22 protein-coding genes and 1 pseudogene are annotated in these 23,728 nt (G+C 40.9%); 8 read left to right on the forward strand and 15 right to left on the reverse strand.

The window, feature by feature from the left end; translation table 11 throughout:
- Positions 1-293 precede the first annotated feature (293 nt).
- Positions 294-608: an RNA recognition motif domain-containing protein gene (locus NPUN_RS11960; RefSeq protein ID WP_012408942.1), complete on the forward strand. Its 315-nt coding sequence runs from the start codon at positions 294-296 to the stop codon at positions 606-608.
- Between the two features lie 127 nt (positions 609-735).
- Here the strand turns inward: NPUN_RS11960 and NPUN_RS11965 are convergent, their stop codons facing one another.
- The 9 genes from NPUN_RS11965 to NPUN_RS12000 all read right to left on the reverse strand — a co-directional run bounded on the left by NPUN_RS11965 (position 736) and on the right by NPUN_RS12000 (position 7,864).
- Positions 736-1,695, reverse strand: coding sequence for a HEAT repeat domain-containing protein (locus NPUN_RS11965; RefSeq protein ID WP_012408943.1), 960 nt, complete (start codon positions 1,693-1,695; stop codon positions 736-738).
- 26 nt (positions 1,696-1,721) lie between these two features.
- The gene (locus tag NPUN_RS11970) at positions 1,722-1,949 is read right to left on the reverse strand and encodes a 4Fe-4S dicluster domain-containing protein (protein WP_012408944.1); all 228 of its coding nucleotides are present in this window, start codon (positions 1,947-1,949) and stop codon (positions 1,722-1,724) included.
- Between the two features lie 236 nt (positions 1,950-2,185).
- Positions 2,186-2,647 carry a GNAT family N-acetyltransferase gene (locus tag NPUN_RS11975; protein WP_012408945.1) on the reverse strand — a complete coding sequence of 154 codons (462 nt, stop codon included), beginning with the start codon at positions 2,645-2,647 and terminating at the stop codon, positions 2,186-2,188.
- A gap of 15 nt (positions 2,648-2,662) precedes the next feature.
- Positions 2,663-3,445: a class I SAM-dependent methyltransferase gene (locus NPUN_RS11980; protein WP_012408946.1), complete on the reverse strand. Its 783-nt coding sequence runs from the start codon at positions 3,443-3,445 to the stop codon at positions 2,663-2,665.
- Between the two features lie 78 nt (positions 3,446-3,523).
- Entirely contained in the window at positions 3,524-4,219 is a 696-nt protein-coding gene (locus tag NPUN_RS11985; RefSeq protein ID WP_012408947.1) for an HAD family hydrolase, read from the reverse strand.
- A gap of 26 nt (positions 4,220-4,245) precedes the next feature.
- On the reverse strand, positions 4,246-4,686 hold the full coding sequence (locus NPUN_RS38925; RefSeq protein WP_083782387.1) for an HAD-IA family hydrolase: 441 nt from the start codon (positions 4,684-4,686) through the stop codon (positions 4,246-4,248).
- Positions 4,687-4,689: 3 nt separating this feature from the next.
- Entirely contained in the window at positions 4,690-4,950 is a 261-nt protein-coding gene (locus NPUN_RS38930) for a hypothetical protein (protein WP_052304590.1), read from the reverse strand.
- Positions 4,951-4,952: 2 nt separating this feature from the next.
- Positions 4,953-6,662, reverse strand: a complete 1,710-nt coding sequence (locus NPUN_RS11995) for a fumarate reductase/succinate dehydrogenase flavoprotein subunit (protein WP_012408948.1) — start codon at positions 6,660-6,662, stop codon at positions 4,953-4,955.
- Positions 6,663-6,793: 131 nt separating this feature from the next.
- Positions 6,794-7,864, reverse strand: coding sequence for an Mrp/NBP35 family ATP-binding protein (locus NPUN_RS12000; RefSeq protein ID WP_012408949.1), 1,071 nt, complete (start codon positions 7,862-7,864; stop codon positions 6,794-6,796).
- 541 nt (positions 7,865-8,405) lie between these two features.
- Here NPUN_RS12000 and NPUN_RS12005 point away from each other — a divergent pair.
- From NPUN_RS12005 to NPUN_RS12015, 3 genes are all read left to right on the forward strand, one after another.
- Positions 8,406-9,404, forward strand: coding sequence for a formylglycine-generating enzyme family protein (locus NPUN_RS12005; RefSeq protein WP_012408950.1), 999 nt, complete (start codon positions 8,406-8,408; stop codon positions 9,402-9,404).
- Positions 9,405-9,492: 88 nt separating this feature from the next.
- Positions 9,493-11,829, forward strand: coding sequence for an arylsulfatase (locus NPUN_RS12010; RefSeq protein WP_012408951.1), 2,337 nt, complete (start codon positions 9,493-9,495; stop codon positions 11,827-11,829).
- A 196-nt stretch (positions 11,830-12,025) separates the two neighbouring features.
- Positions 12,026-12,898: a bile acid:sodium symporter family protein gene (locus NPUN_RS12015; protein WP_012408952.1), complete on the forward strand. Its 873-nt coding sequence runs from the start codon at positions 12,026-12,028 to the stop codon at positions 12,896-12,898.
- A gap of 274 nt (positions 12,899-13,172) precedes the next feature.
- Here the strand turns inward: NPUN_RS12015 and NPUN_RS12020 are convergent, their stop codons facing one another.
- Positions 13,173-15,491, reverse strand: a complete 2,319-nt coding sequence (locus tag NPUN_RS12020) for an FAD/NAD(P)-binding protein (protein ID WP_012408953.1) — start codon at positions 15,489-15,491, stop codon at positions 13,173-13,175.
- A 347-nt stretch (positions 15,492-15,838) separates the two neighbouring features.
- On the opposite strand from NPUN_RS12020, the gene NPUN_RS12025 reads away from it, so the two are divergent.
- Entirely contained in the window at positions 15,839-16,558 is a 720-nt protein-coding gene (locus tag NPUN_RS12025) for a hypothetical protein (RefSeq protein WP_012408954.1), read from the forward strand.
- A 147-nt stretch (positions 16,559-16,705) separates the two neighbouring features.
- Here NPUN_RS12025 and NPUN_RS12030 read toward each other — a convergent pair whose 3' ends face one another.
- The 4 genes from NPUN_RS12030 to NPUN_RS44090 form a co-directional block, all read right to left on the reverse strand.
- Complete coding sequence (locus NPUN_RS12030) at positions 16,706-17,593, reverse strand: hypothetical protein (protein ID WP_012408955.1); 888 nt, start codon at positions 17,591-17,593, stop codon at positions 16,706-16,708.
- Positions 17,594-17,642: 49 nt separating this feature from the next.
- On the reverse strand, positions 17,643-18,152 hold the full coding sequence (locus tag NPUN_RS12035; RefSeq protein ID WP_012408956.1) for a hypothetical protein: 510 nt from the start codon (positions 18,150-18,152) through the stop codon (positions 17,643-17,645).
- A 587-nt stretch (positions 18,153-18,739) separates the two neighbouring features.
- Entirely contained in the window at positions 18,740-19,090 is a 351-nt protein-coding gene (locus tag NPUN_RS12040) for a histidine triad nucleotide-binding protein (protein WP_012408957.1), read from the reverse strand.
- 148 nt (positions 19,091-19,238) lie between these two features.
- Positions 19,239-19,370 carry a hypothetical protein gene (locus NPUN_RS44090; RefSeq protein ID WP_272913966.1) on the reverse strand — a complete coding sequence of 44 codons (132 nt, stop codon included), beginning with the start codon at positions 19,368-19,370 and terminating at the stop codon, positions 19,239-19,241.
- Positions 19,371-19,409: 39 nt separating this feature from the next.
- Between NPUN_RS44090 and NPUN_RS12045 the strand changes: the two genes are divergently transcribed.
- The 3 genes and pseudogenes from NPUN_RS12045 to NPUN_RS12055 all read left to right on the forward strand — a co-directional run bounded on the left by NPUN_RS12045 (position 19,410) and on the right by NPUN_RS12055 (position 23,033).
- Positions 19,410-19,880, forward strand: a complete 471-nt coding sequence (locus NPUN_RS12045; RefSeq protein ID WP_012408958.1) for a hypothetical protein — start codon at positions 19,410-19,412, stop codon at positions 19,878-19,880.
- Positions 19,881-20,454: 574 nt separating this feature from the next.
- A complete protein-coding gene (locus NPUN_RS12050) occupies positions 20,455-22,401 on the forward strand; it encodes an APC family permease (RefSeq protein ID WP_012408959.1) in 1,947 nt (648 codons plus the stop codon).
- A gap of 29 nt (positions 22,402-22,430) precedes the next feature.
- Positions 22,431-23,033: pseudogene (locus NPUN_RS12055) on the forward strand (Uma2 family endonuclease).
- 130 nt (positions 23,034-23,163) lie between these two features.
- On the opposite strand, the gene NPUN_RS12060 reads toward NPUN_RS12055, so the two are convergent.
- Positions 23,164-23,712, reverse strand: a complete 549-nt coding sequence (locus NPUN_RS12060) for a L,D-transpeptidase (RefSeq protein ID WP_012408961.1) — start codon at positions 23,710-23,712, stop codon at positions 23,164-23,166.
- Positions 23,713-23,728 lie beyond the last annotated feature (16 nt).

The raw sequence follows: 23,728 nt of genomic DNA on the forward strand, positions 1-23,728 counted from the left end.
TTACCTCTAAGTCCACAGCTTAATTTTCAAAACACTAAATACCTGCGCGATCGCAGATTAAAAGTGTAACTTTTATAGTACAAGTAACAAAAGCCAGCCAATTGAGAAGTCTGCAAACCTGCATAAAGGGTTTGATTTGTGAATAAAATTCACTATTAGACGATATTCAAAGGCTGAAGGCTGTGCTAAACTCATGGATATAAAGATTATTTTCGGTTGAGTAACTAGTTTTGATTTCTAAAAACCGTCTCTCCGAATTTAACTCTCTACACTCCCTGAATTCGGAGACTTCTATGTCAATTTACGTCGGGAACCTGTCATATCAGGTTACAGAAGAGGACCTAAAGCAGGCTTTTGCAGAATACGGAACAGTAAGTCGTGTTCAACTACCCACAGATCGGGAAACAGGCCGGCCTCGTGGGTTCGCTTTTGTGGAAATGGAATCAGACACACAAGAACAAGCTGCCATTGATGCACTTGATGGTGCTGAGTGGATGGGACGTGACTTGAAAGTGAACAAAGCTAAACCTCGTGAGGATAGAAGCAGTTCTCCTCGTGGTAGCTGGGGTGGTGGTAATGCCCGCCGCAACAATAACAATCGCTACTAAAGTCGATTCCTAAAAGTTTCACATTTAGAGTCTCCAGCAGATAAAGCCAAAAGCTGCCCTCTGCTGGGGTATTTTTTGTATCTAACCTTAAACCATTCATCTATTGCAGCTTCATAAAAAAATGGTACTAGGGAAGAAAGTTTTTATCTACTTGAGTCTTTTGAATTGCGCGTTGCGCTTGGATGGAAACTTCTCTATCGGGATCATCCAACGCTTGTTGTAAGGGATTAATAGCATCAGGATGAGCTAAATTACCAAGTGCAATAACTGCTTCTTTGCGTACATCTGCATATTCATCTGTTAATGCTTGAATTAATCTCGGCATAACTTGAATATCTGGGATTTTTTGCAAAGCTTGTGCTGCTGATTTCCGCACTTGCCAATGTTCATCATTTAAAGCTGTTTCTAATGCTGAAATTGCTTGATGATTCTCATGAATAGCCAAAGATTTAGCTGCATTCCGACGAACTTGCCAGTCACTATCATTTGTGGGTGCTTGACAAAGTATTGTAATCACTTCTGCATCTTGTAAATGTTCTAAAGTTAAAGCCGCAGCACGACGCACACTTGCTTCTCCATCAAAAATTAGATTTAAAGCTTGGGGACATTTTTCTAGTTGATTGATATATCGCAGTGTGGTAACGGCTGCTTCTCTTAACTGAGGATTTTTTGATTCTAAAAATAAAACGTAGGGTAAACATTGAATATCATGTATCTTCCGCAAAAGCACTAAAATATTTAATTGCAGATTTACATCATTACTTTGCAGTTTATCTAGTAAAAGTAACAATTCATCTTGTGTTATTAACTCACTTAATGCTGATGCCGCTTCAGTACGAATATCTGTATCCGATGAAGTAAGGCATTCAATTAAAGCAGGTATTGCTACAGGATTAGCAATTTCCCAAAGGGCAGATATAGCTATTTTTTTAACAGTAATATGTTCATCTTTCAAAGCGATGATTAAAGCATTGATTGTTTCTTCATCGCCTAAGTGCTGCAAGGTTTTTACAGCTACTATACGATCATTTATCTCAGGCGATCGCAGCATTTCTAGCCAATACTGGAGGTTGTTATCTTTATTCATTGTTTAAAAGCACAGAAAGGGAATCTTTAACGTAATAAAAAGGGAATCTGTACAGTAATTGCATTCGTTGGACATTCTTTTTCACAAGGTAGACAAAACCAACACTCATCATATTTCATGTAAGCTTTGCCTGTTTCTGGATTTTTTGCCAATACATCCAAGGGACAAACCTCAATACAGGCTGTGCATTTTTCTAAACATTTTGATTCATCAACGATCACAGGAACATCTATTCTTTGATTAATTAAAGCCATAAAACTACTCCATACTTACTTTTGTAACTAAACCGTTAAGCGGTAAAATAGATGGGGTAAATTTGAGTGTATGATTTCAAGCTCGTATTTAAATCCTAACTTTTATATAACCCTTTGTGAAGCTTGATTCGTCGTTAGAATAAAGCAAACTATCTAATGCAACTAATGTTGAAATTGCAGACTTCAGCAAGCAGATGGTGAGTAGTAAATGTTTTGATGAATTGCATATTATTTTACTAAAGCAATTGTTTATGAAAAGTTAATGATTGCTTGATATTGGTATAGCCAATTTTCTCATAAAATGAGTGCGCTTCTTTGCGTTTAATATTAGAACGTAACAGAACATTATCACATCCAGCTAGAGAAGCCCACTGTTCAATTTGATGCATCAAAAAACGCCCAATTCCACTATGACGACAATCTTTATCTACAACTAATCCCAAAAGAATCGCTGGAGTCGGAATAACTATAGAGTCACAAATATGAGCGTGCGCCCAACCAATTACATATTCATCTTCTAAAGTGGCAACATACACAATATGAGCATCGTTATTTTTAATTTTAGTAAGGCGCTGCTCTATTTGTTGATTTGTCACAAAATATTCTAGTTGTTCGCAAAGACTAGCAATTATCTCTACATCTTTAATCTCAGCTTGTCTAATTTTAAATTGCCCAACTACAGTTAATTCATTGATCATGAGCTTTAGTTTTAATTAGTTATTAAGTGTTGTGTGAATAAAACGATAGCCTATATCAATCTCTGTCAAATTGTGAATATCACCATATTGTTTTCTCCATTTTTCACTACTTAAATCTGCTGTAAGTAACTTCACTCCTTGGTCTACTAAATCTTGATTAGCTAATGCCAAAGATGATATTCCCGCACGTACTTCTGCTTGAAGATATAACTCTGGCCGTCTCCAGCCTGCTGCTGCGAATAAATCAGATAAATCGTATGGTAATAAAAGGGGTATGGCTTCAACACGCCTTTTAGTATTAATCTGAATTAAGTTTATCTGTTCGTTAAGTGGTAAAAATTGTAAGGCATCTTCCCACAAAAAGGGAAAATAGTCATAAAGCCATATCTTCTGAGCTAATCTAATATCAAAAGTTAACAAAATTATTGCCCCATTCTTAATTATTCTGTGCATTTCTTGAAATGCTTTTGGGAGATGGGAAAAGTGATGAATTGCCAGGATGCTTACAACAGTATCAACAGAGTTATCAAGTAGAGGTAAATTTTCTGCATAGCCAGTAAACCATTTAACTTGCGGATGTTCTACTGCTTGTTTTTGCATTACCAAAGAAGGTTCGATAGCATTAACAAGAAATCCTTTGTTAGCTAGCGCTAGGCTGTAACCACCGGTACCAGCCCCAATATCAGCAATAATGCTATTTTTGGGTAAATTGAGTAAATCAATTATTTTATTGACAATGCGGATATCAGGAACGCGAGTTTTTGAGTAGTGTAGACCGATTGAATTATAAATAGACATATTTATGATAATATCTTTCAAAACAAGTTAAAACTAACCATTTAAAATTGAACTTTAAATGAACAAATTAAACATCTGTTATTTAACCAATTCTAGCAATTTTAAGAGTTCACTTATCATAAACTTTGGTTGTGCTTCTTGTGGTAAAACTTGGTTTTTTCGGTTGTAATAGCAAAAATCAATATTAACTTGCATTGCTCCCGCATAGTCATGAGTGAGAGAATCTCCTACGTAAAGTACTTGTGCTGGTGTTAAATCTAATCTAGATAACGCATGATGAAATATTTCAGGAGATGGTTTAGCAAAACCAATTGCTTCCGAAACTACAACTTCCTCAAAAAAATGCTCAATTCCCGCAGCTTGCATTCTCGGTAGTTGTGCTGATACAAAACCGTTGGTGATAACAGCTAAACGATAACTGTGTGCGAGAACAGTTAGCACTTCCTTTACATCAGGTTCCATGACACCCAAATGATTAAAAATCTGCCAACAACTTTTACCAAGATTGCTGATTTGATCTGTTTTTATATTCAATTCAGCAAGCGTACTTTGATAAGACATCTCGATTAACTCAGTAGGAGAAAATTTTTCTCGCTGTATCCAATACTTGGAACTATAAGTTTCAAACACTTGAATAAAAGTAGTCTCACTTACTCCATTTAAATCTAAAGAGACTGCACAATCTTCAAGCGCTCCCAGAATAGCTCGGCGTTCACATAGCTCAAAATTTAATAGTGTATTATCGAGATCGAAAATTATGGCTTTATAATTCATTCAATTCTTTAATTCACGAAAATGCTTTATTCTATAGTTGAAATTCTTCTGATTATTTTTAGTATTCCTCTGAAATCTTTACTATAAAGTTTATAATTTTTATCATTAGGCTTCCTTACTAAAATTGCTTGTATATCTGCCCGTAATGCTCCAGCGATATCAGCATTGTAGCTATCACCTATCATTACACATTCTGTTTTTTCAATTTTTAAATCATTGATGATATAAGCATAGAAATTGAGACTGGGTTTTTCATATCCAATTTTTCCAGACGTATATATTTCATCAAAGTATTCTGTAATATTTAATTGGTCTATGATTTCGTGTAACTCAGGTATATGATTTGATAAAATTATATTTTTATAATTATTCTTGATTGTATATTGTAAAGTAGGAATTACATCATCATATAAATGCCATTTTTCAATATTCTTATATTCATTTTGGACTTGGAAAGCATATTTTATTGCCTAATTTTTATTTATACCTACTCTCTCATATATTTCTGCAAAGTATTCATTCATGTATTCCCACCATGTTTTTTTATTAAACAATAAACTATGGGGAGTTTCAGGCGAGTGCCAAGGAAAGATATTCTTCAAGAATGGTCGAATATCTTCTAAATCTATATTGTAGATTCCATTCAATATTAAAATTGAATGTAATGTTTCACTCCACATTCCTTGACGATAACCTAGTGTATTATCAAAATCCCAAAATAAATATTTCATTTTTATTTCGTTGCTATATCATAAACTTCATGATATATATCCACACCCACAATATAAGTATCAACAGGACGCTTAAACAATATCATTTGTCCTAATTCATCTTTCTTTAAATTGACATGACAAAACCACTCTTCATTATTTTTCTCTGGATAATCTAAGCGGTAATGATAAAGACCCCAACGAGTCTCTTGACGATATAATGATGCTCTGGCTGCCATTTCTGCACAGTCACGAATAAAGTGAACTTCTAGACTACGCATCAATTCATGAGGGTCACGGGCGCCCATTACATCTAATGTTTGTTGATATTGGACAAAATGTTTCAAACCAATCTCAATTTTATTGCCTGATTTTGGTGGTTGCAGATAATCATTAACTAAGCGTCTTAATTTGTATTCTACCTGGGTGTGAGGTACACCATTTGGGCGAGTTAAAGGTGCATAAATTCTGGCTTTTTCAGCTTCTAAAAAGTCTGTATCTGGTTCGATAAAATCTAAATCTTGGATATATTCAATGGCATCAGTTCCGGCTATGCGACCGAAAACAAATGCCCCAATCATGTAATTATGGGGAACGCTGGCCATGTCTCCGGCTGCATATAAACCAGGGACGGTTGTTTGAGCATTTTCATTTACCCACACACCAGAGGCACTATGACCGCTACATAAGCCAATTTCGGAAATGTGCATCTCTACGCCGTGAGTGCGGTAATCTTCATTTCTGCCTTGATGAAAGCGTTCTCTACTCGGTCGTTCATTTGCCCAAAGTATTGATTCAATTTCAGCAATGGTATCTTCATCAAGGTGGGTCATTTTCAGTTGGACTGGCCCTTTACCAGAGTTTAATTCTTTCCAGATTTCCAACATCATTTGACCACTCCAATAGTCACAACTAATGAAGCGATTTCCTTCGGCGTTGGCAGTATGAGCGCCAAAAGGCCCAGCGACATAAGCACAAGCAGGGCCGTTATAATCTTTAATTAGAGGATTAACTTGAAAGCATTCAATATTGCTGAGTTCTGCTCCTGCATGATAAGCCATTGAATAGCCATCTCCGGCATTGGTAGGATTTTCGTAAGTGCCGTAGAGATAGCCAGAAGCTGGTAATCCTAATCTGCCGCAAGCACCTGTACACAAGATGACTGCTTTGGCTTGAATGACAATATAATCGCCGTTCCTGACATCAAATCCTACTGCACCAACAGCACCACCTTCTTTAACTAACACCCTTGTTGACATGACACGATTTGTCACTTTGACTTTGTGGCGTTTGACTTGGCGGGTGAGAATGGTTTTGAGGTCTTTACCTTCTGGCATGGGTAAGACATATTTACCCACACGATGCACTTGTTTTAAATCATAGTTGCCTTGGACATCTTTTTGAAATTTCACCCCCCAACTTTCTAATTCTTGGATGACTTCATAACCTAATTTGCCTGTTTGATATACAGCTTTTTGGTTGAGAATACCGTCGTTAGCTAAGGTGATTTCGCGCACGTATTGTTCTGGGGTAGAATGACCAGGAATGACTGCGGTGTTTACCCCATCCATACCCATTGCGATCGCACCACTCCGTCGGATGTTAGCCTTTTCTAAAATCAGCACCTCTGCATCGGGATTTGCTTGTTTAGCTTTGATACCTGCCATTGTTCCGGCTGTACCGCCACCAATGACAAGTACATCAGTTTTTATCCGTTGGGTGTTGATGTCCATAAGCTTTTAGAAGTGGGGAGGAACTTTAAGGATTTATTACCGTTCCAAACGATATCTTTGACCTTCAGAACTATAAGCACATTCAATACTACGTTAAAACGAGCAACTTACCGTATTTTTTGATAAAATATTTACATAGAACCAGAAAAAGTAGCATTTAACGCCCCAGCAATTTGCACAAATACTTGACTAGCTTTGGAGTTAGGGTCAACGAGCATTAGGGGTTCTCCGACATCGCCGCCATTACAGATGAGGGGATCAATGGGAATCTGCCCTAAAAGAGGTGCTTTGAGTTCTTCTACTAACTTTTGACCGCCACCACTACCGAAAATCGAAATTTTTTCGCCACCATTCCCTATGAAATAGCTCATATTTTCGATAATCTCGATAACAGGAACCCCAACTTGGCGAAACATATAAACGCTGCGGCGGACATCCGAAATTGCCACATTTTGGGGAGTTGTTACCAATATTACCCCGCAAATCGGGCTTTCTTGCACGATAGTAATTTGAGCATCACCAGTACCAGGAGGAAGGTCAATTAATAAATAATCCAGTTCTCCCCACTCCACTTCATGGATAAACTGGGTGATGATTTTATGTAAAACTGGGCCGCGCCAAGCTAAAGGATGGTCTGCTTCAGCCAACAGTCCCACAGACATAACTTTAATACCGTGGGCTTCTAATGGCACAAACCTTTGCCCTTTGGGAGTATCAATAACTTTCACTTCAGATTTACCCAGTCCCAGCATTTGGGGAACATTGGGACCGTAAACATCAGCATCCAACAGACCGACTTTTGCCCCAGCCAATTGTAAAGCTGCTGCTAAATTAACCGCAGTGGTAGACTTCCCCACACCCCCCTTACCACTGGAAACTGCTAGAGTTGTTCTTACTCCTGGAATGGTGCAGAGTTGAATGTAAGTTTTTTTACTCCAAGTTAGGGATGATAATACAGTTTGAATCTCGGTTTCTAATTGATGTTGATGGGAACCAATATACAAACGCAAATATATATAATCATCAACTATCCGCAGATTTCGCACCATCCCCAGACTAATAATGTCATTTTTTAGGGTGCGATCGCTAATCTGCTTGAGAAGTTGCACAACTTCTTGTTTCCGGGCGATGGTGAGGGAGTCGCCAGAAGAAGCTTGTACTTCTTCATCTGAACGCTGGAAGGGTAATTGATGGCTTGACATGAAGAACTCCGCAAAGATAATCTATCAAATCTGGCGTGCAAATTAAATATTCGACAGCTTGGGTGCTAGTTTTGTGATGCACATAAATCTTGGACAAGTCTGATTGGGAATATTCCCCCCTATAGGATTGAGTGCCCCGACAATGAACGCGCTACGAAGAGAACTAAGCTATGGACAAGTATTAAATTATGAGGTATTTTGACTCTAAATTTTGAGAAGAAATCTTTGCTGAAATACTTGTTTTTTAGTAAAGACTATGGAATACTCCTGATATAATACGGTAAACCGATCGACAATTAGCATTTTAAGCGATGGTAAGCTTGCTAGTCAAACAATTGGCGTTGCTGAATTCAGGTATGAAAATGATTTTGCGTGGTTCCAAAACCTTATATAGAGACGTTTCATTGCAACGTTTCTACACCAAGATTTATATATCAAATCAGCAGCACCAAATAATTTAACTATTATGAGTGAGTTTATAACTTTATTTTTCAACAGAGATTTTTCCGTATTCTGGGTTTAACAGTTTCATCGGCGTAAAATGCGAAAAAAACATTGCTTTTTAACGCTACTGCTGATTCAGCTAGTTGCACTCATATCACTATTGAGCAATTTATCCGCATTAGCAGTTACCGTTAATCTCTGTCCTCCAGAGATGGTACTCATTCCTGGAGGTATTTTCAATATGGGAGCGGATAATTCGGGTTTTGTGGAAGAGCGAACAGCGAAAAATGTTACAGTTACCTCCTTCTGCATTGATAAATACGAGGTGACAAACGCTCAATTTGCTGAGTTTGTCAAAGCAACAAAGTATGTAACAGTTGCACAATGCCCTTTGCCAAAAGAGCAGTTTCCCGACTTACCAGATGAGCAGAGATTACCAGGTTCTCTAGTGTTTCATCAGCCAAAACAAGGTGTTAAGCAAGTCCAATTTCTCAGTTGGTGGCATTGGACACCTGGCGCTAACTGGCAGCATCCCTTTGGTAGCGACAGCACTGTTGTAGGTAAAGAAAACTACCCAGTTGTGCATATTGCTTACGAGGATGCCCTCGCTTACGGAATATGGGCAGGAAAATCCTTACCAACAGAAGCACAGTGGGAATATGCGGCTCGTGGTGGCTTAGATGGCGCAACTTATACCTGGGGTAATCAATATTCGGAGACAAAAGCCAACACCTGGCAGGGGATTTTCCCTTTTTTCAATACCAAAGCTGATGGTTATATAGGAACGGCAAAAGTAGGCTCTTTTTCGGCCAATGGTTATGGACTTTACGATATGACCGGTAATGTTTGGGAATGGACTTCCGACTGGTTCAGTTTAGGACATGAGAACAAAGCTCACAGTGTCAACCCCACAGGAGCCAGTAAAAGTTTTGACCCTAAAAAACCCACAGAGATTGCTCTTCATGTAATCAAAGGCGGCTCTTATCTATGTGCGCCGAACTATTGCAGCCGCTACCGTCCAGCCGCACGAGAATCTCAAGCTCCCGATACAGGAACTAGCCATATCGGGTTTCGCTTGGTGAAGAACCTGGTTTAAAGCATATTTTCATTAGATTGCACTCTTAGGTCGTCTGAGGTGCTTCTGCGTCTCTGCGTGAGAAAAAAATAGCTATGAAAGGTATTGTATGTTGAGTTTAATTTTCCGGGCAATCGCTCTATCTCTGGTCATCACCTTATTGATAGTTAGTAACCCTGCCCTAGCAGCTACATCAAAGGTTCTCCCTATTCGTCCACCGTCTTTTGAAGGTGAAATTGGCACAACTTACAAAGAGTCAACATCCGATTTTCCTACTCCAATCACCGCTCCTAAAAATGCTCCTAATGTCTTATTAGTGCTACTGGATGATGTGGGCTTTGGGCAGGCAAGTACTTTTGGTGGTTCTATAGAAACCCCCAATCTGACTCGTTTAGCGGAAAAAGGATTACGCTACAACCAATTCCACACTACAGCCCTTTGCTCACCTACCAGGGCAGCTTTGTTAACTGGGCGCAATCATCATTCTGTGGGTACAGGTGTAGTAGCAGAGTTAGCAACTGGTTATCCAGGTTACACAACCATTTTACCCAAGAGTGCGGCCACTGTGGCGGAAGTGCTGCGTCAAAATGGTTATAATACTGCGGCTTTTGGCAAATGGCACAATACACCAGATTATGAAACCAGTGCAGTGGGGCCTTTTGATCGCTGGCCGACAGGTTTAGGATTTGAGTATTTTTACGGTTTTATGGGTGGTGATACTAACCAATGGAGTCCGGCTTTGGTAGAAAATACCAAGCGGGTTGCACCACCAATCAATAATCCTGATTACCATTTAACTCCAGATTTAGTAGACCATGCGATCGCCTGGATTCGTTCTCAACAATCCATTGCTCCTGAAAAACCTTTCTTCACCTATCTGGCTATCGGTGCTACCCATGCACCCCACCACGCCCCCAAAGCCTGGATTGACAAGTATCAAGGCAAATTTGATCGAGGCTGGGATAAATTGCGGGAAGAAACCTTTGTCCGTCAGAAACAACTGGGTGTAATTCCTGCCAATGCCCAGCTTACTCCTCGTGCCAAAGAATTCCCAGCTTGGGATTCTCTATCTCAAGATGAACAAAGAATTTATGCCCATGAAATGGAGGTCTTTGCAGGATTTTTAGCACATACAGACTATGAAATCGGACGATTGATTGATGGTATAGACAAACTTGGGGAATTAGATAACACCTTAGTAATCTATATCGTTGGTGATAACGGCGCTAGTGCCGAAGGTGGTTTAACTGGTAGCGTCAATGAGCTGAAAATCTTTAACAGAATACCGGAAAGCCAAGAACAACTTTTAGCTTCCTTGAATGACTTAGGTAGTCCCAAAACCTTTAATCATTATCATGCAGGCTGGGCTTGGGCAGGAACTACACCCTTTCAATGGACAAAACAAATTGCCTCTCACTTTGGTGGTACTCGTAATCCCTTAGTTGTTGCTTGGGGCAACCAAATTAAAGATCGTGGTGGACTCCGCAGCCAATTCCATCATGTTATTGATATTACACCTACAATTCTCGAAGCGACAGGAATTACTGTACCTACTGAAGTTAACGGGGTGAAACAACAGAAAATTGAAGGTACTAGCCTAGTTTACACATTTGACGATCCTGATGCTTCTTCCCAACGCAAAACCCAGTATTTTGAGATGTTTGGAAACCGAGCTATTTATAATAACGGATGGGTAGCTGCGGCTCGTCACCCGCGCTTGCCTTGGCAGGGGACAATCAATGCTGATTTCGAGCAAGATCCTTGGGAACTATACAACATTGAGGAAGATTTCAGCGAGGCAAATAACCTCGCAGACAAAAATCCAGAGAAACTGGAAAAACTGCAAAAGTTGTTTTTATCAGAAGCTCGTAAACACAAAGTTTTACCATTAGACGATCGCGTTTCTGAACGGTTTGATGTCAAAATTCGCCCCTTTCTAGACGCAGGACGCACCACATTTATTTACTATCCTGGTGCAGTACCGATTCCCGAAGGTAGCGCCCCAAACCTCAAAAACAGATCGTTCACTATCAAAGCTGATGTAGAGATTCCAGAAAATGGTGCTGAGGGTGTCTTGTTAACCCAAGGTGGACGCTTTGCTGGTTGGGGCTTTTTTATTGAAGATGGTAAACCAACCTATACCTACAATTTTGCAAATGCAGAGCGATACATTATTCAATCTCCTGAAAAGTTACCCCCAGGGAAAGCAACAATAGGATTTGATTTTGATTATGACGGTGGTGTTGGTGCAGGAGGAACTGGGAAATTGTTCATCAACGATCAACAGGTAGCTCAAGGTCGAATTGAAAAAACTATACCTTATCGTGTGGCATTAGATGAAACCTTTGATGTTGGTCGAGATACAGGTACACCTGTAGTTGATACCTATCAAGTACCGTTTGCTTTTACAGGTAATTTACAGAAAGTTACCCTGAACTTGAAATAAGTTTAGGGGTATAGACGTTCCTGGTAACGTCTATACAATACTTCTCGGTTAAGGGGAAAAGGGGAAAGGAAAAAGGGAAAGAAAAAACCTTTAACCCTTACCCAATTCTGAGTTAAAAATGTAAAAAACGAGAACTTTTGCCTCTACATCTACTCTTACAAGATCCATAAAAACGATTGCGCGAAAGCAAAAATTTATGAATGAAATTATCCCCATACTTGACAAACTCGCATTCTTGTTGTTTGTTGTTGCAACTATGTTTGGTACAGGGTTAAAGTTAACTTTACAGCAGATTTGGGGACCACTCCGCAATATCCGTTTAGTTATTTCATCACTGGTGGCAAATTTTTTAATTGTACCCCTTTTTATCTATTTGTTATTGCAAGTAGTACCTGTAACCGAACCTGTAAAAGCTGGTTTTATCATTATGGCGTTAGCATCAGGTCCTCCAGCTTTACCTAAACTGGCTCAAATAGTTAAGGGTAATTTAGCTTTTTCTACAGGGTTAATGATGTTGCTAATGTTTGGCACAGTATTTTATCTGCCGATTGCACTACCGTTAGTTTTGCAAGGTGTACAAGTCAATTCTTGGGATATTGCCAAACCTTTAATATTGTTGATGTTAACCCCGTTAGTAATTGGGTTAATTATTAAAGCAAAATCTGAAGACATAGCCCTCAATTTTCAAGCAATTACGTTCAAAATATCTAACTTTGGATTACTTTTAGGTTTAGTAGTAAGACTAGTAGTCCACTTTAACGAGATTATCATTTTATTAAAAACAGGTGTAATCTTTGTTTGTGCTATTTTTATTATCTTCTCTTTTACTGTGGGTTATTTATTGGGTGGGCCTGGTATTGATACTCAAAGAGTTTTAGGGGTAGGAACGGCTCAACGTAATTTTGCTGCTTTATTAATAGGTACGAGCAATTTTGACGATCCTAATGTGGTGAGTACCATTATGGTGACAAGTTTATTAATGATGGTTTCAGTTCTGATTTTGGGGAAAAATTTAACAGAAGTAGACCAAGGACAGGGTGCAAAAGTAGAGTCGGTAGAAATTTCGTGATTAACCCTCCATTGCTCCCACCACCAACTTGAGTACAGTGTTGCTCTAAGCTTTGCTATTGGCGCAACCTTTCCAAGAGTTGGGCCAATACGGTTCGGTTAAAGGGGAAAGGGAAAAGGTTTTGAATATATCCTTTCCCCTTTACCCCTTACCCTTTACCCAGACAACAAGGAAAGTGAAAAATGCTTATCCGAACCGTATTGAGAGTTGGGTCGAAAGGGCGAATTCTTATTGTTTTCTATCCCCCTTGCTTCTTTTCAAGGATCACCTTGCTCTAGATATACATAGCAAAGTAATCATTGTAGATTTCCGTATTAGTCATGACTGTGATTTCTATTTGTTTCTTTTCTTCATCTGTAGCCAGACTCATGGCCGGGTTTAAGCTATCTTGGGGGATAAAATCACCACAGTATTCATTAGCCGGTACTGTTGCATTCATCTTTTGGGGATAACTCAATTTGAGATTATTCATGATTGTAATGAATTGACTACGGCTGCGTTCGCGCAGCGCTCCGTAGGAATCGCTAAATCTAGGATTAAAACGCTTTTCTTCGCCAATGGTGGAAACTGTGCGTCCTTTGTAATCATGGGCGGGATATACCAAGGTATCATCTGGCAAGGTGAATAAGCTTTGTGTCACCACATCGTATAGGGTTCCAGGATCGCCACCTTGAAAATCTGTGCGTCCACAACCACGAATAAATAAGGCATCACCAGTTAATAAGTGGGTTTTGTTCACCAAATATGCTATGTGACTAGCACTGTGACCTGGTGTGAAAATTGCTTCGATCGCTACCGATCCCACATCGATGATTTCGCCACCGACAAGCGAGCGATCGGCTTTCGTGACAGCAGGATTCTGGGGAACGATCACCTGACAGCCTGTTTGTTGCCTAAGTTTGCCTGCTCCTGTGATGTGATCGGCATGAAGATGAGTTTCTAGACAATAGCGTAGCTTTAATCCTAGTTCATCTAATGATTGCAAATCGCGGTCAACTTGCTCTAATACAGGGTCAACTAGAACAGCATCTCCTGTCTGTCGATCGGCAATCAGGTAAGTATAACTACTAGTTTCAGGATCAAATAATTGCCGAAATAGTAAGCTTGACTGGGGTATCTGTGAGCCACCATCGCCTGTTTCCTTATTTAACAGCATTGTGGGAATCGGACGCACACGTACTGGCAGCGACTGCAATAACGCTTGGGATAATTCCTGCGCCTGTACCCGTAATTCTGGAACAGCAATAGTTTCCCACAAGTCGCCTTTGCGAGGAGTTCCCAAGGTATACAGCAGTGTCGAAACATTGCTGTCTGCCGTATATAAAGCACCGTGAGCATCTGCATCTAATCCTAAGCCGATAGCATTGGGGCGAATTAATCCTTGCGATCGCAAATCAGCAATTAGGGGGTGAGGCGATCGGCGATAATCTGCTGCTACCCCGGTACAATTCACTACTCGATGGACGTGTAAGACAGTATTAGCATGGGTTTTGCGCTGGCATACAGTCACTGCCACACCATCCGGCAAAGCTTGATATTCCCGAATCCGTCCGGCGGAAATGTTAAGTTGACCAGAATCCAACATTTCAGTGACAACATCTGCCACTTTGGGGGCAATGCGGTGACGATGCACGTCCCAATAAGGTGTTAGATGACGCAAAAAGCGCTGCTGTTCTTCGGTCGGTAGTTTTTGCCAAATTTTCTGAGTTATGGGACGCAGAGAATCAATTACCGATCGCCAGTCATAGCCTTGGGCAGCTGCAACTTCCACCTCGGCACGTAGCCGATGCAACCACCCGCGCACACTTTTTGGTGAAGTCTCTGGGGTCAAAAAGCTAGGATAAGGTTTAGCTGCTTGATGTTTTTGGGGAAATAACCCTCGTCGAGATATAGCATAAATTTTGCCCCGATGTTGGCGATCGTGCAGAGATAAAACCATATCCACCATCGTTAGTCCTGTACCAATTAGCAGCACGGGCGCATCCAGATCGAGGTCTGCTAGGGCATCGGCTGACCAGGCATTCCGCAGATAACTTTCATTATTGCTGTCTGCGTTTTTGATTGCCGGGGGTGCAGAAGGCGAGTTTCCCAACGCCAACACAACTTTATCTGCGGCAAAACAGAGACCACTACGCAGAGAGACGATCGCGCCTTTTCCTTCAGGCTGTACCCCCACGACCTCATCGGTCAAACGTTCTAGTCGTACATCACTAGGTGCTGTGGCTTCTGCTTCTGCTAAAATCGACTGAATGTATAAACCATAGACCTTGCGGGGAATGAAGCTACTAGCATTGACTTCTTCAGGAAAAAATGACGCTAATTCGTTGCGATTGTACTGAAGCCAACGCAGCAGATGTCCGGGATCGCGAGCAAATGCACTCATGTTTCCGGCCGATACATTCAGCAAATGACAGTTGGTATTGGTGCTGTAGGCAATTCCCTTCCCCATTTGATGACTGCGCTCAATCAGCTTAATGGTGAGAGGTTGGCTGGCAGTTTTCAATAAGTGGGTAGCAACTAGAGAACCGCTAAAGCCTCCACCAACAATAGCGATCGTGGTTGGAGTCTGGGCAGTCAAAAAACTAGGGTTCATGGCGATTTTAGTTAGAATCGATAATCCCGCCGATTGAATAAAGTCTATTTCCTGAGATTAAACATATTTCCAACTCAGATGAAATAATTAGACTTTACTTAACTTTACTTAGTATGATTTTCTATAGTAGCTTGCTTTCAGGTATTTAACGCCTGGTTGACTGACAAAAGTCTGAGGTCAAGAAATTGAAGCAGAGAAAAAAGGAGGCGCAGACTTCCAGAACAAATAATTTCGTCGGACTCTAACTGTTAGCTAAACACAGATAGAGGAATACAAGCGACCTCCCCCTGTTTAACGTATTGTAGATATCGTTAGCCTGCCATCTTTGACTCCGGATAATCAATAAAATGTTAAGACTTTATCATTTATTACTAGGTTCTATTTTGCTGGTGTCAATACCAGTGGGAGCAAAATTTGTTCTTCCCCAATTTTCTCCACCTAAAGAGGTAAAGTCCTCTGCTGTTGTAAAACTTCCCAACTCTAATGAGGGTAATATCTGGCAGAAAATCCTGGGAAATACTGCTGCTCCAACTAACTGGCAAGTTGCCGCTTGTGAGGGAAATGCACCCCTTTTGTGTGTCTCTTCCAAAGGCAAACGTTTGGGTACAGTTGAGATTAACATTTACCAACTAACAAACAATGAGGATTTCCGAAAAAAACTCTTAGCAGCCGGTATTACAAGTGGTTCCCAAGTGGACTACCAAAGTTCCCAATACCAAACCCAGGTATTACCAGTACTCAAGGCTTGGGTTGCAGACCACTACGCTGCATTTGCGAAAGACCGTCAGAGTGAATATGGAAAAGAGATTACTTTCTCAGCCTACCCACCCCAACCAGTACCGATTGGTAAGCTTCAGGGAATCCGCTATGGGTTTGCCGGACTCAAGGAACAAGGTGGAGTAAAAGAGCAACATATCGGTCATGTTGCCTTTGATGGCAGTAAACTTTACGTAATTACCACTGCATTCGATCCAGGTACGCAGACAGGTAAGTTTGAGCAACTGGAAAATTTAGCTATTTTTCAACCTTACTTATATGCGATCGCATCCGATCTGCGTTTACCCTAATGGTCATGGGGTATGGGGCAGGGGGAAGGCGGAAGGGGGCATGAACAAGAGACAAGGAAGAGGGGGGAGACTTGTTCAATAATTCTCCCTTTTCCCCTTGTCCCCCTGCCTCCCTGCTCCCCTGCCCATTCTCCAGTCCCCATCAATCTAAATCTCAGCCACCGCCCGTTCAATCAAGCGACGTGCTAAAGTTTGCGTGCCAGTGTGTTCATAATAATTAGTAGATACATCCAAGAATGCAGCCAGGTAGTCTAACTTATCATCTGCAATATCGACAAAACTATGTAAGTTGCTAACTACCTTGTGTGGCGTTAAATTATTCGCACTGACAATACCATTCATCCAACCTTTAACTGAGTCAAAGCTTTCGCCGATAAAGTTGAGTTTACTACCAGCATTATTTCCTGGAATCACATCTTTGATATTTTGGAAAGTCGAGTTCTGTTCTAACTCATTGGGGCTTGTTTGATTAATCCCAGATATGGCTTTGCTGATAAAGTCTGGGCCTAGAGGTATTAAACCATCAACACAAACTAATGCCACCATCCGAATGAGTGACTCACCACTATACTCACCTAAAGAAGCGACAAAATCGCCAATGCTGTCTCCAGGAATGCCATTAATTTGACAGAAAGCTACCAACTCAGCCACTAACTTTAATGTCAGATCGATGGTTTGGGCTTTGTCTGGTTTGGGAGTGACAGAGTTTAAAAAACCCAATAAAGGAATTTTCTCGCCAACTTTGTTTGCTAAAGCGGCTGCACCAAGGGCTTTATCTGTACCATCAACGGTTTGATATAACCACAAAGCTGTTTGGTATCCTTGGGATTTGTCATTGAATAGATAAATCGCTCTTTCACCAATTTGTTGAATTAAATCTTCGTCATCTTCGCCAGTGACGGTTTTAATGGTGTTGACAAAGCCGACGGTATTTTGCCACTCTCCAGGAGCAACAAAATCGAGGGACTTCAACATAGAAATAGTTAAGCCGCCGGTTGGCAATTGATCGACTAAATCAACAATCGATTTGCTCACAAAAATCTCCTTACTTAGGTTTTGTTATCTTTCATGTCGGCAATCCGGCTTATTTCAGGTTAGCCAGACCATTAAGATTAAACTTTTCTAGCCAATCTGCGCGATCGCTAGCTGTAAATGACGAATCGCGGGAAAGTGCTTTTACTTGGTACTTACCTACCAAAATTGCAGTTTGCGTCTTACCAACTTCTACTGCCGGATAACCACCAATTTTCTTGGTGCTCTTTGAGAACTTTGCTGCTGTACTAGGTGTACTGGTAGTATCAGAAATAGACAGCAATGCTACATCTTTACCACCTTTTTTCAACTTCGCCTCTGCAAAGCCTTTTTTCTCTTGGGTAAAGACACGTTGGTAGCCATCACCTGCACTAGGGAAAAGTTTATTAAACTCACTACCCTGAGTTGCGTTCTTAGCCACGGCTTGACCGCGTTTTTGTTGAGTGCTTTCTTTTTGCGCCTGGTCAAAACGTCCAGGTGTTTTTGGGCTACAGGCTGTTGTCAGTAGTACCACTGACAGCAATAAAGCAGCTACCACCCTACGCCCACGATGTAAAATCATTCTTGGCTTCTCCCTATACTTGAACTTTGAGGCAATTATCTGCGCTGCTAGCAATTATTACTCGTAAAATTTACTTTTTGATAATTATTGCTTAAGTGCTTAACATACCAATAAACTCAACGCAAAAATGCCCCCCTTTCAGGCTACTAGTTTGCCAAGTGAACTTGGCGGGGTAAAGGGAAAGGGGGAAAGGGTTTAAATCCCTTACCCTTTCCCCAGCCCTCACCCAGCATTTCTGGGTTGGCAGACTACTACGGTGTACATACATCTCTATACGAGATACACAACAACGTTAGATCCTCCTAAATCCCTCTTTTTAAGGAAGACTTTGACTCCTATTCCCCGCTTTTTAAAGGGAGTTAGGGGGGATCTAAAAGCTGTGGAACAATTTTAAAAGACTTGTGGATACACCGTATCTTTTTGGAAGAGACTAGTGCCAAGCGGATTTCCCCCATGAGCAAGTGGCGTGGATTTGGCGTGGATTTAGGAGGATCTAAATGCAGTGGGATAACTCTTTTAGAGTTGTGTATAGACTTTAGCCCTTTTAGGAGAGTGTTTTTGATTTATAGATAAGCATTCAGGTTTGATCAACCAGGGGGCCAGTCTAATTGCCGTCCTCCCAAAATATGCAAATGTAAGTGATAGACTGTCTGACCACCATCATCACCAGTATTGATGACAACTCGATAACCGTTTTTCAGTCCTGCTTCTTCTGCAACACGTTTGGCCGTTAATAAAAGATGACCTAACAAAGCATGATCCTGAGATTCAGCATCAGCTAGGGTGGGAATGGGTTTTTTAGGAATGACGAGAATGTGAACAGGCGCTTGGGGGTGGATGTCTTTGAAGGCCAGGGCTAAATTATCCTCATAAACAATATCAACGGGGATTTCCCGACGAATGATTTTGCTGAAAATCGTTTCTGTAGTTTCACTCATACCATCTACCTAATCATCTGCTAGAGATTTTAAAGGTTTACTGTAGTTTCTAGATCATCTACACAACAAAATACTCTTTTCTGCGATCGAGTCTTCCATACATAAAATTAGTGTGAATATTAAGGGTGCGATCGCTCTTAGCAAAGCATTAAATACATAGACGCTGCATCGGCTTTTCACCAGACATCGCCTCTAAAATAGTCATGAATATCGCAATTTTGGCAGAGATAACCCCTACGCTGGAGCGATCGCTTAAACTGGTAGTCGAAGTGGATAGCACCAATTGGCGATTCTTGGGATAATGTAGCGTATTTGCACTATGGTTAATATTTTCACAATAGCTTTATTATCTACTTTTGTATTTGTTGGCACGAATAATTTCTTACTAGTGCAGATTGTCACAGCCCAACCAGTAAAGCAAGTCAATCAAGCAAGACCAATAAACTCAGCAGTAAAAATATACCCTGCCAATAATAACCTACCAGCAAGTCGCTTGATTACAATTGAAAGTGCGATCAAAAAGTCTAGTAATATGCGAATAACCGAGGCAAAACTTATAACCTACCAGGAGTTCACAGCCCAAACAGGAGCCTATACATCAGCCATTTCTAGCAACCGAATGGTGTGGATTGTAACTGGTTTTGTACTAGGTGAATTGAGAATGTCTAAAGGCAGAAGTATCTGCACTAATAACGCAAAACTGGTGGAATTAATCGATGCAGAAACTGGCGATACTTTTGGTAGAAGTATTTATTGTCTCCCAAGCAACCAGATAAATTTTTTGCCCTGATGCCAAATACCCTAAACTAAGCAATTAACTCGCCGATGTTAGTCCAGTATCCACCTTTGCTCAGATGAAATTTTGCCTCGTTAAGCGTTAAGTAGGGAAAAGACATCACCTTTACAAGAGTATGAATATAGCAATTTGGGCGGTGAAAAGCCGTAATTACACTGAGGCTACCGCATCAGTACTTTCTATCTTCGCCATTCGTAAATCCATCAGCGCCCTTTTTTATCAGGACTTACGCAAAATCATGAAAAAACGAACCACAGAGGGCGCAGAGGACACGGAGAAATAAGAGTTTCAGAGAGTTATTGCGTAAGTCCTATTTATAACTGATGCAGATCAAAAATGCTAAGGGTGCGAAAGCTTTAATTCCAAAATGTTCGCATACGAGATTAATTTTTCCCAATACCGGAAGCTACACTTGATCTTCATTCGCCAGATAACTTATATATTTTGTAAATTGGACAGGATGCTTAACCTACAATATATAGTGCTATATATTTGTAGTTAAAAATTTTAATAAACCACGAAGGCTTAAAAATCACAAAGCCGGACTTTTGCAAAACAACCGCATTTGATGAGTAAATCAATTGTTTCAACAAAACGGCTCAGTAGCCAGTTAATGAACTGGTTGCTTGAAGAAGACCGACGAGAGAAGAAAGGGCCTTACCGCAAGGAAGAAGCACATCGCCAGCATTCTTGGTGGCAGGTAATGTGTTTGACTGGTGTCGATTATTTCTCCACCCTTGGCTATCAACCTGGGATTGCAGCACTCGCAGCTGGCGCTCTTTCTCCTATCGCTACCCTGATTCTAGTTTTGCTGACGCTCTTTGGAGCATTGCCAATCTATCGGCGAATTGCTGCCGAAAGCCCTCATGGTGAAGGGTCGATCGCAATGTTAGAGCGTTTGCTCCCTTGGTGGCAAGGCAAATTACTTGTGCTATGCTTACTCGGCTTTGTGGCAACCGACTTTATTATTACCATTACGCTGTCGGCTGCTGATGCTACAGCCCATATCATCGAAAATCCCCTTACTCCACATTGGTTTCACGAGCAGACGATCGCAATAACCCTAATATTAGTTGCATTACTAGGCGCAGTTTTCTTGAGAGGTTTCCGAGAAGCGATTGGGATTGCAGTAGTCTTGGTAGCAACTTATCTGCTGTTAAACTTCATTGTCGTTAGCGTCGGTGTATTTCAAATTTTAACTCACCCAGGAGCGATCGCTAACTGGCAGACTGCACTTTTTGCCCGCCATTCCAATCCTTTTATCTTAATCGGTATATCTCTTTTGATATTTCCCAAGCTAGCACTGGGATTATCAGGCTTTGAGACTGGCGTAACCGTGATGCCCCTTGTTAAAGGTAACAGCAGTGACACTCGCCAATATTCCAAAGGGCGGATTAGGAATACACGCAAGCTGCTCACCAGTGCTGCTCTGATTATGAGCTTCTTTTTGCTCACCACTAGTTTTATAACCACTCTACTGATTCCAGTGGCAGAATTTGCATCTGGGGGCAAAGCTAACGGACGCGCCCTTGCTTATTTAGCACATTTGCATCTAGGCAACGCCTTTGGCACAATTTACGATCTAAGTACTATTTCCATTTTGTGGTTTGCAGGTGCATCTGCAATGGCGGGGCTGCTGAATATTGTGCCTCGCTACCTACCACGCTATGGTATGGCTCCTAATTGGGCACGAGTAACGCGACCTTTGGTGTTAGTCTACACTGCGATCGCATTTGTTGTCACAATTATCTTTAGGGCAAATGTGGAAGCCCAAGGTGGGGCTTATGCAACTGGTGTGCTTGTATTAATCACTTCAGCAGCCTTTGCTGTTACCTTATCAGCCCACCGTCACAGAGAGAAGCGGGCAAGACTGATTTTTGCTACTATTACACTGTTATTTTTATATACCACTATTGTTAACATCATCGAAAGACCAGAGGGGATTAGGATTGCTGGGTTTTTCATCGGTGCAATCATTTTTACTTCCCTGGTTTCTCGTGTTTGGCGTTCAACGGAACTGCGAGCAGAGCGGATCGAAGTTGACGAACTTGCTGCCCAATTCCTTGCTGAAGAGAGCCAAGGAGCAATACGACTGATTGCAAATCGGTTGAATAAGGGTGATGTCCTAGAGTATTTTATGAAAGAGAAAGAGGTACGCGAAGATAACCATATTCCGCCCAACGATCCAATCCTTTTTCTAGAGATTCAGGTATCAGATGCTTCAGAATTTGCGGATATCATCAAAGTAAGAGGGGTGCAGGTTGGTGATTATCGCATCTTGCGGGCTGAGAGTGCAGCAGTCCCCAATGCGATCGCAGCTTTACTGCTGTATATTCGTGACCAAACAGGTAAGATTCCCCATGCTTACTTCGGCTGGGTTGAGGGAAATCCCATACAATACTTACTGCGTTTTATCTTGTTTGGAGAGGGCGATATTGCTGTAGTCACCCGTGAAGTACTGCGTCGGGCTGAAAAGAATCCCCAGAGGCGACCTGGCGTTCATGTCGGGGGTTGAGTCAGCATCTTGAATGATTGAAGAGGGAAATGACATATATTTCCGCAAAAACCTTTGCATTTGGAAATTTTGTCTCTCAATACCGAGATAATCCCCGCTATGAATTGGCTGATGGAGAACTTATTGATATGGAACCCACTGGGCCACACGAAACGGTGAGTGGCAAAGTAGCAACCCAAATTGGTATTTACTTTGTTGCAGAACAACTCCCCTGGTTTATTCCTCGCACTTGTTTATATTTACCCCTTTGCAGATGCAGCTACAGTTCGTCGTCCTGATATCGTCGTTCTTGATGAAACCGTTCTCAACCGTGAACCTCTTTGGGAGCGAGAGCCTGTAATTACAATGGGACGATCCATCAAACTGGTGGTTGAAGTTGTTAGCAGCAAGTGGGAAACTGACTATGCTCGCAAGGTTGAGGAATATGCCCTCTTAGGCATTCCTGAATATTGGATCGTAGATTATCGAAGATTGGGCGGTGTGGCATTCATTGGTAAACCTAAACAACCTACTTTCACTGTCTGTCAGTTGGTTGAAGACACATATACTCAACAAAAATATCGGCTAAATCAATTAACTCACCGCTTTTGCCTAGTCTGCAACTTCGCTTAGATGACATTCTGCCTCGTTAAGTGTAGGTGTAGCCCTCGTAGACATCGCCTGCTTTAACCGTGTCATGAGAAGTGCGATCGCCTCAACTAAGACATAAACATCAGGAGCGTTACAAGTTTAACCCAAATGCAGCAATAACCCTTAAATACACTAAGGTAAAACATTTATGGGAGTTCCAATATTAACCAATTCGTACAATGCGATTACATCTTTATTGAGCATCCGAATACAACCATGAGACACAGCTTTACCAATGAGTTTGTCCTGATTTGTGCCATGAAAAGCTAGATGAGATTTTTTATATATTTTGAATACAATCACACGCTTTCCTAATGGGTTGTTAGCACCTGGCATGATAATATTACCTGTCTTGAAGTTTTTAAAGATTGGGTTTTTTTTCATATAAATAACTTGGTAATTGCCAAGTGGGGTTTCCCAACCAGATTTACCAATAGCAATAGGAAAACTTTTTAAGACTTGTTTATCCTGATATACATAAACTTGGCGTGCGCCACGCTTGACTCTAATACTAATTTTGTGAGTAGTATTATTCTTAGATGGAGGTATTTTAGGTGGAGATTGTGATTGTTGCGTAATTGCTTTATTAGATGATAATTTCTTGAAATATCCTGATAAAAAACCTTCTGTGAAACATACTATAATAGTTATCAAAAATAATATTTTTGTTTTTAAAAACATACTGAATGATACAGTT

This window comes from Nostoc punctiforme PCC 73102 (assembly GCF_000020025.1).
Taxonomy (GTDB): Bacteria; Cyanobacteriota; Cyanobacteriia; order Cyanobacteriales; family Nostocaceae; genus Nostoc; species Nostoc punctiforme.

Excerpts from the sequence above, each read along its gene's own strand:
- NPUN_RS11985 (WP_012408947.1), bottom strand. The coding sequence starts at position 4,219 with ATGAATTATAAAGCCATAATTTTCGATCTCGATAATACACTATTAAAT.
- NPUN_RS12020 (WP_012408953.1), bottom strand. The coding sequence starts at position 15,491 with ATGAACCCTAGTTTTTTGACTGCCCAGACTCCAACCACGATCGCTATT.
- NPUN_RS12040 (WP_012408957.1), bottom strand. The coding sequence starts at position 19,090 with ATGAGTGAAACTACAGAAACGATTTTCAGCAAAATCATTCGTCGGGAA.
- NPUN_RS11970 (WP_012408944.1), bottom strand. The coding sequence starts at position 1,949 with ATGGCTTTAATTAATCAAAGAATAGATGTTCCTGTGATCGTTGATGAA.
- NPUN_RS12060 (WP_012408961.1), bottom strand. The coding sequence starts at position 23,712 with ATGTTTTTAAAAACAAAAATATTATTTTTGATAACTATTATAGTATGT.
- NPUN_RS11965 (WP_012408943.1), bottom strand. The coding sequence starts at position 1,695 with ATGAATAAAGATAACAACCTCCAGTATTGGCTAGAAATGCTGCGATCG.
- NPUN_RS12010 (WP_012408951.1), top strand. The coding sequence starts at position 9,493 with ATGTTGAGTTTAATTTTCCGGGCAATCGCTCTATCTCTGGTCATCACC.
- NPUN_RS11975 (WP_012408945.1), bottom strand. The coding sequence starts at position 2,647 with ATGATCAATGAATTAACTGTAGTTGGGCAATTTAAAATTAGACAAGCT.
- NPUN_RS11960 (WP_012408942.1), top strand. The coding sequence starts at position 294 with ATGTCAATTTACGTCGGGAACCTGTCATATCAGGTTACAGAAGAGGAC.
- NPUN_RS12035 (WP_012408956.1), bottom strand. The coding sequence starts at position 18,152 with ATGATTTTACATCGTGGGCGTAGGGTGGTAGCTGCTTTATTGCTGTCA.
- NPUN_RS12050 (WP_012408959.1), top strand. The coding sequence starts at position 20,455 with ATGAGTAAATCAATTGTTTCAACAAAACGGCTCAGTAGCCAGTTAATG.
- NPUN_RS38930 (WP_052304590.1), bottom strand. The coding sequence starts at position 4,950 with ATGAAATATTTATTTTGGGATTTTGATAATACACTAGGTTATCGTCAA.
- NPUN_RS11980 (WP_012408946.1), bottom strand. The coding sequence starts at position 3,445 with ATGTCTATTTATAATTCAATCGGTCTACACTACTCAAAAACTCGCGTT.
- NPUN_RS12000 (WP_012408949.1), bottom strand. The coding sequence starts at position 7,864 with ATGTCAAGCCATCAATTACCCTTCCAGCGTTCAGATGAAGAAGTACAA.
- NPUN_RS12005 (WP_012408950.1), top strand. The coding sequence starts at position 8,406 with ATGCGAAAAAAACATTGCTTTTTAACGCTACTGCTGATTCAGCTAGTT.
- NPUN_RS12015 (WP_012408952.1), top strand. The coding sequence starts at position 12,026 with ATGAATGAAATTATCCCCATACTTGACAAACTCGCATTCTTGTTGTTT.
- NPUN_RS11995 (WP_012408948.1), bottom strand. The coding sequence starts at position 6,662 with ATGGACATCAACACCCAACGGATAAAAACTGATGTACTTGTCATTGGT.
- NPUN_RS12025 (WP_012408954.1), top strand. The coding sequence starts at position 15,839 with ATGTTAAGACTTTATCATTTATTACTAGGTTCTATTTTGCTGGTGTCA.
- NPUN_RS12045 (WP_012408958.1), top strand. The coding sequence starts at position 19,410 with ATGGTTAATATTTTCACAATAGCTTTATTATCTACTTTTGTATTTGTT.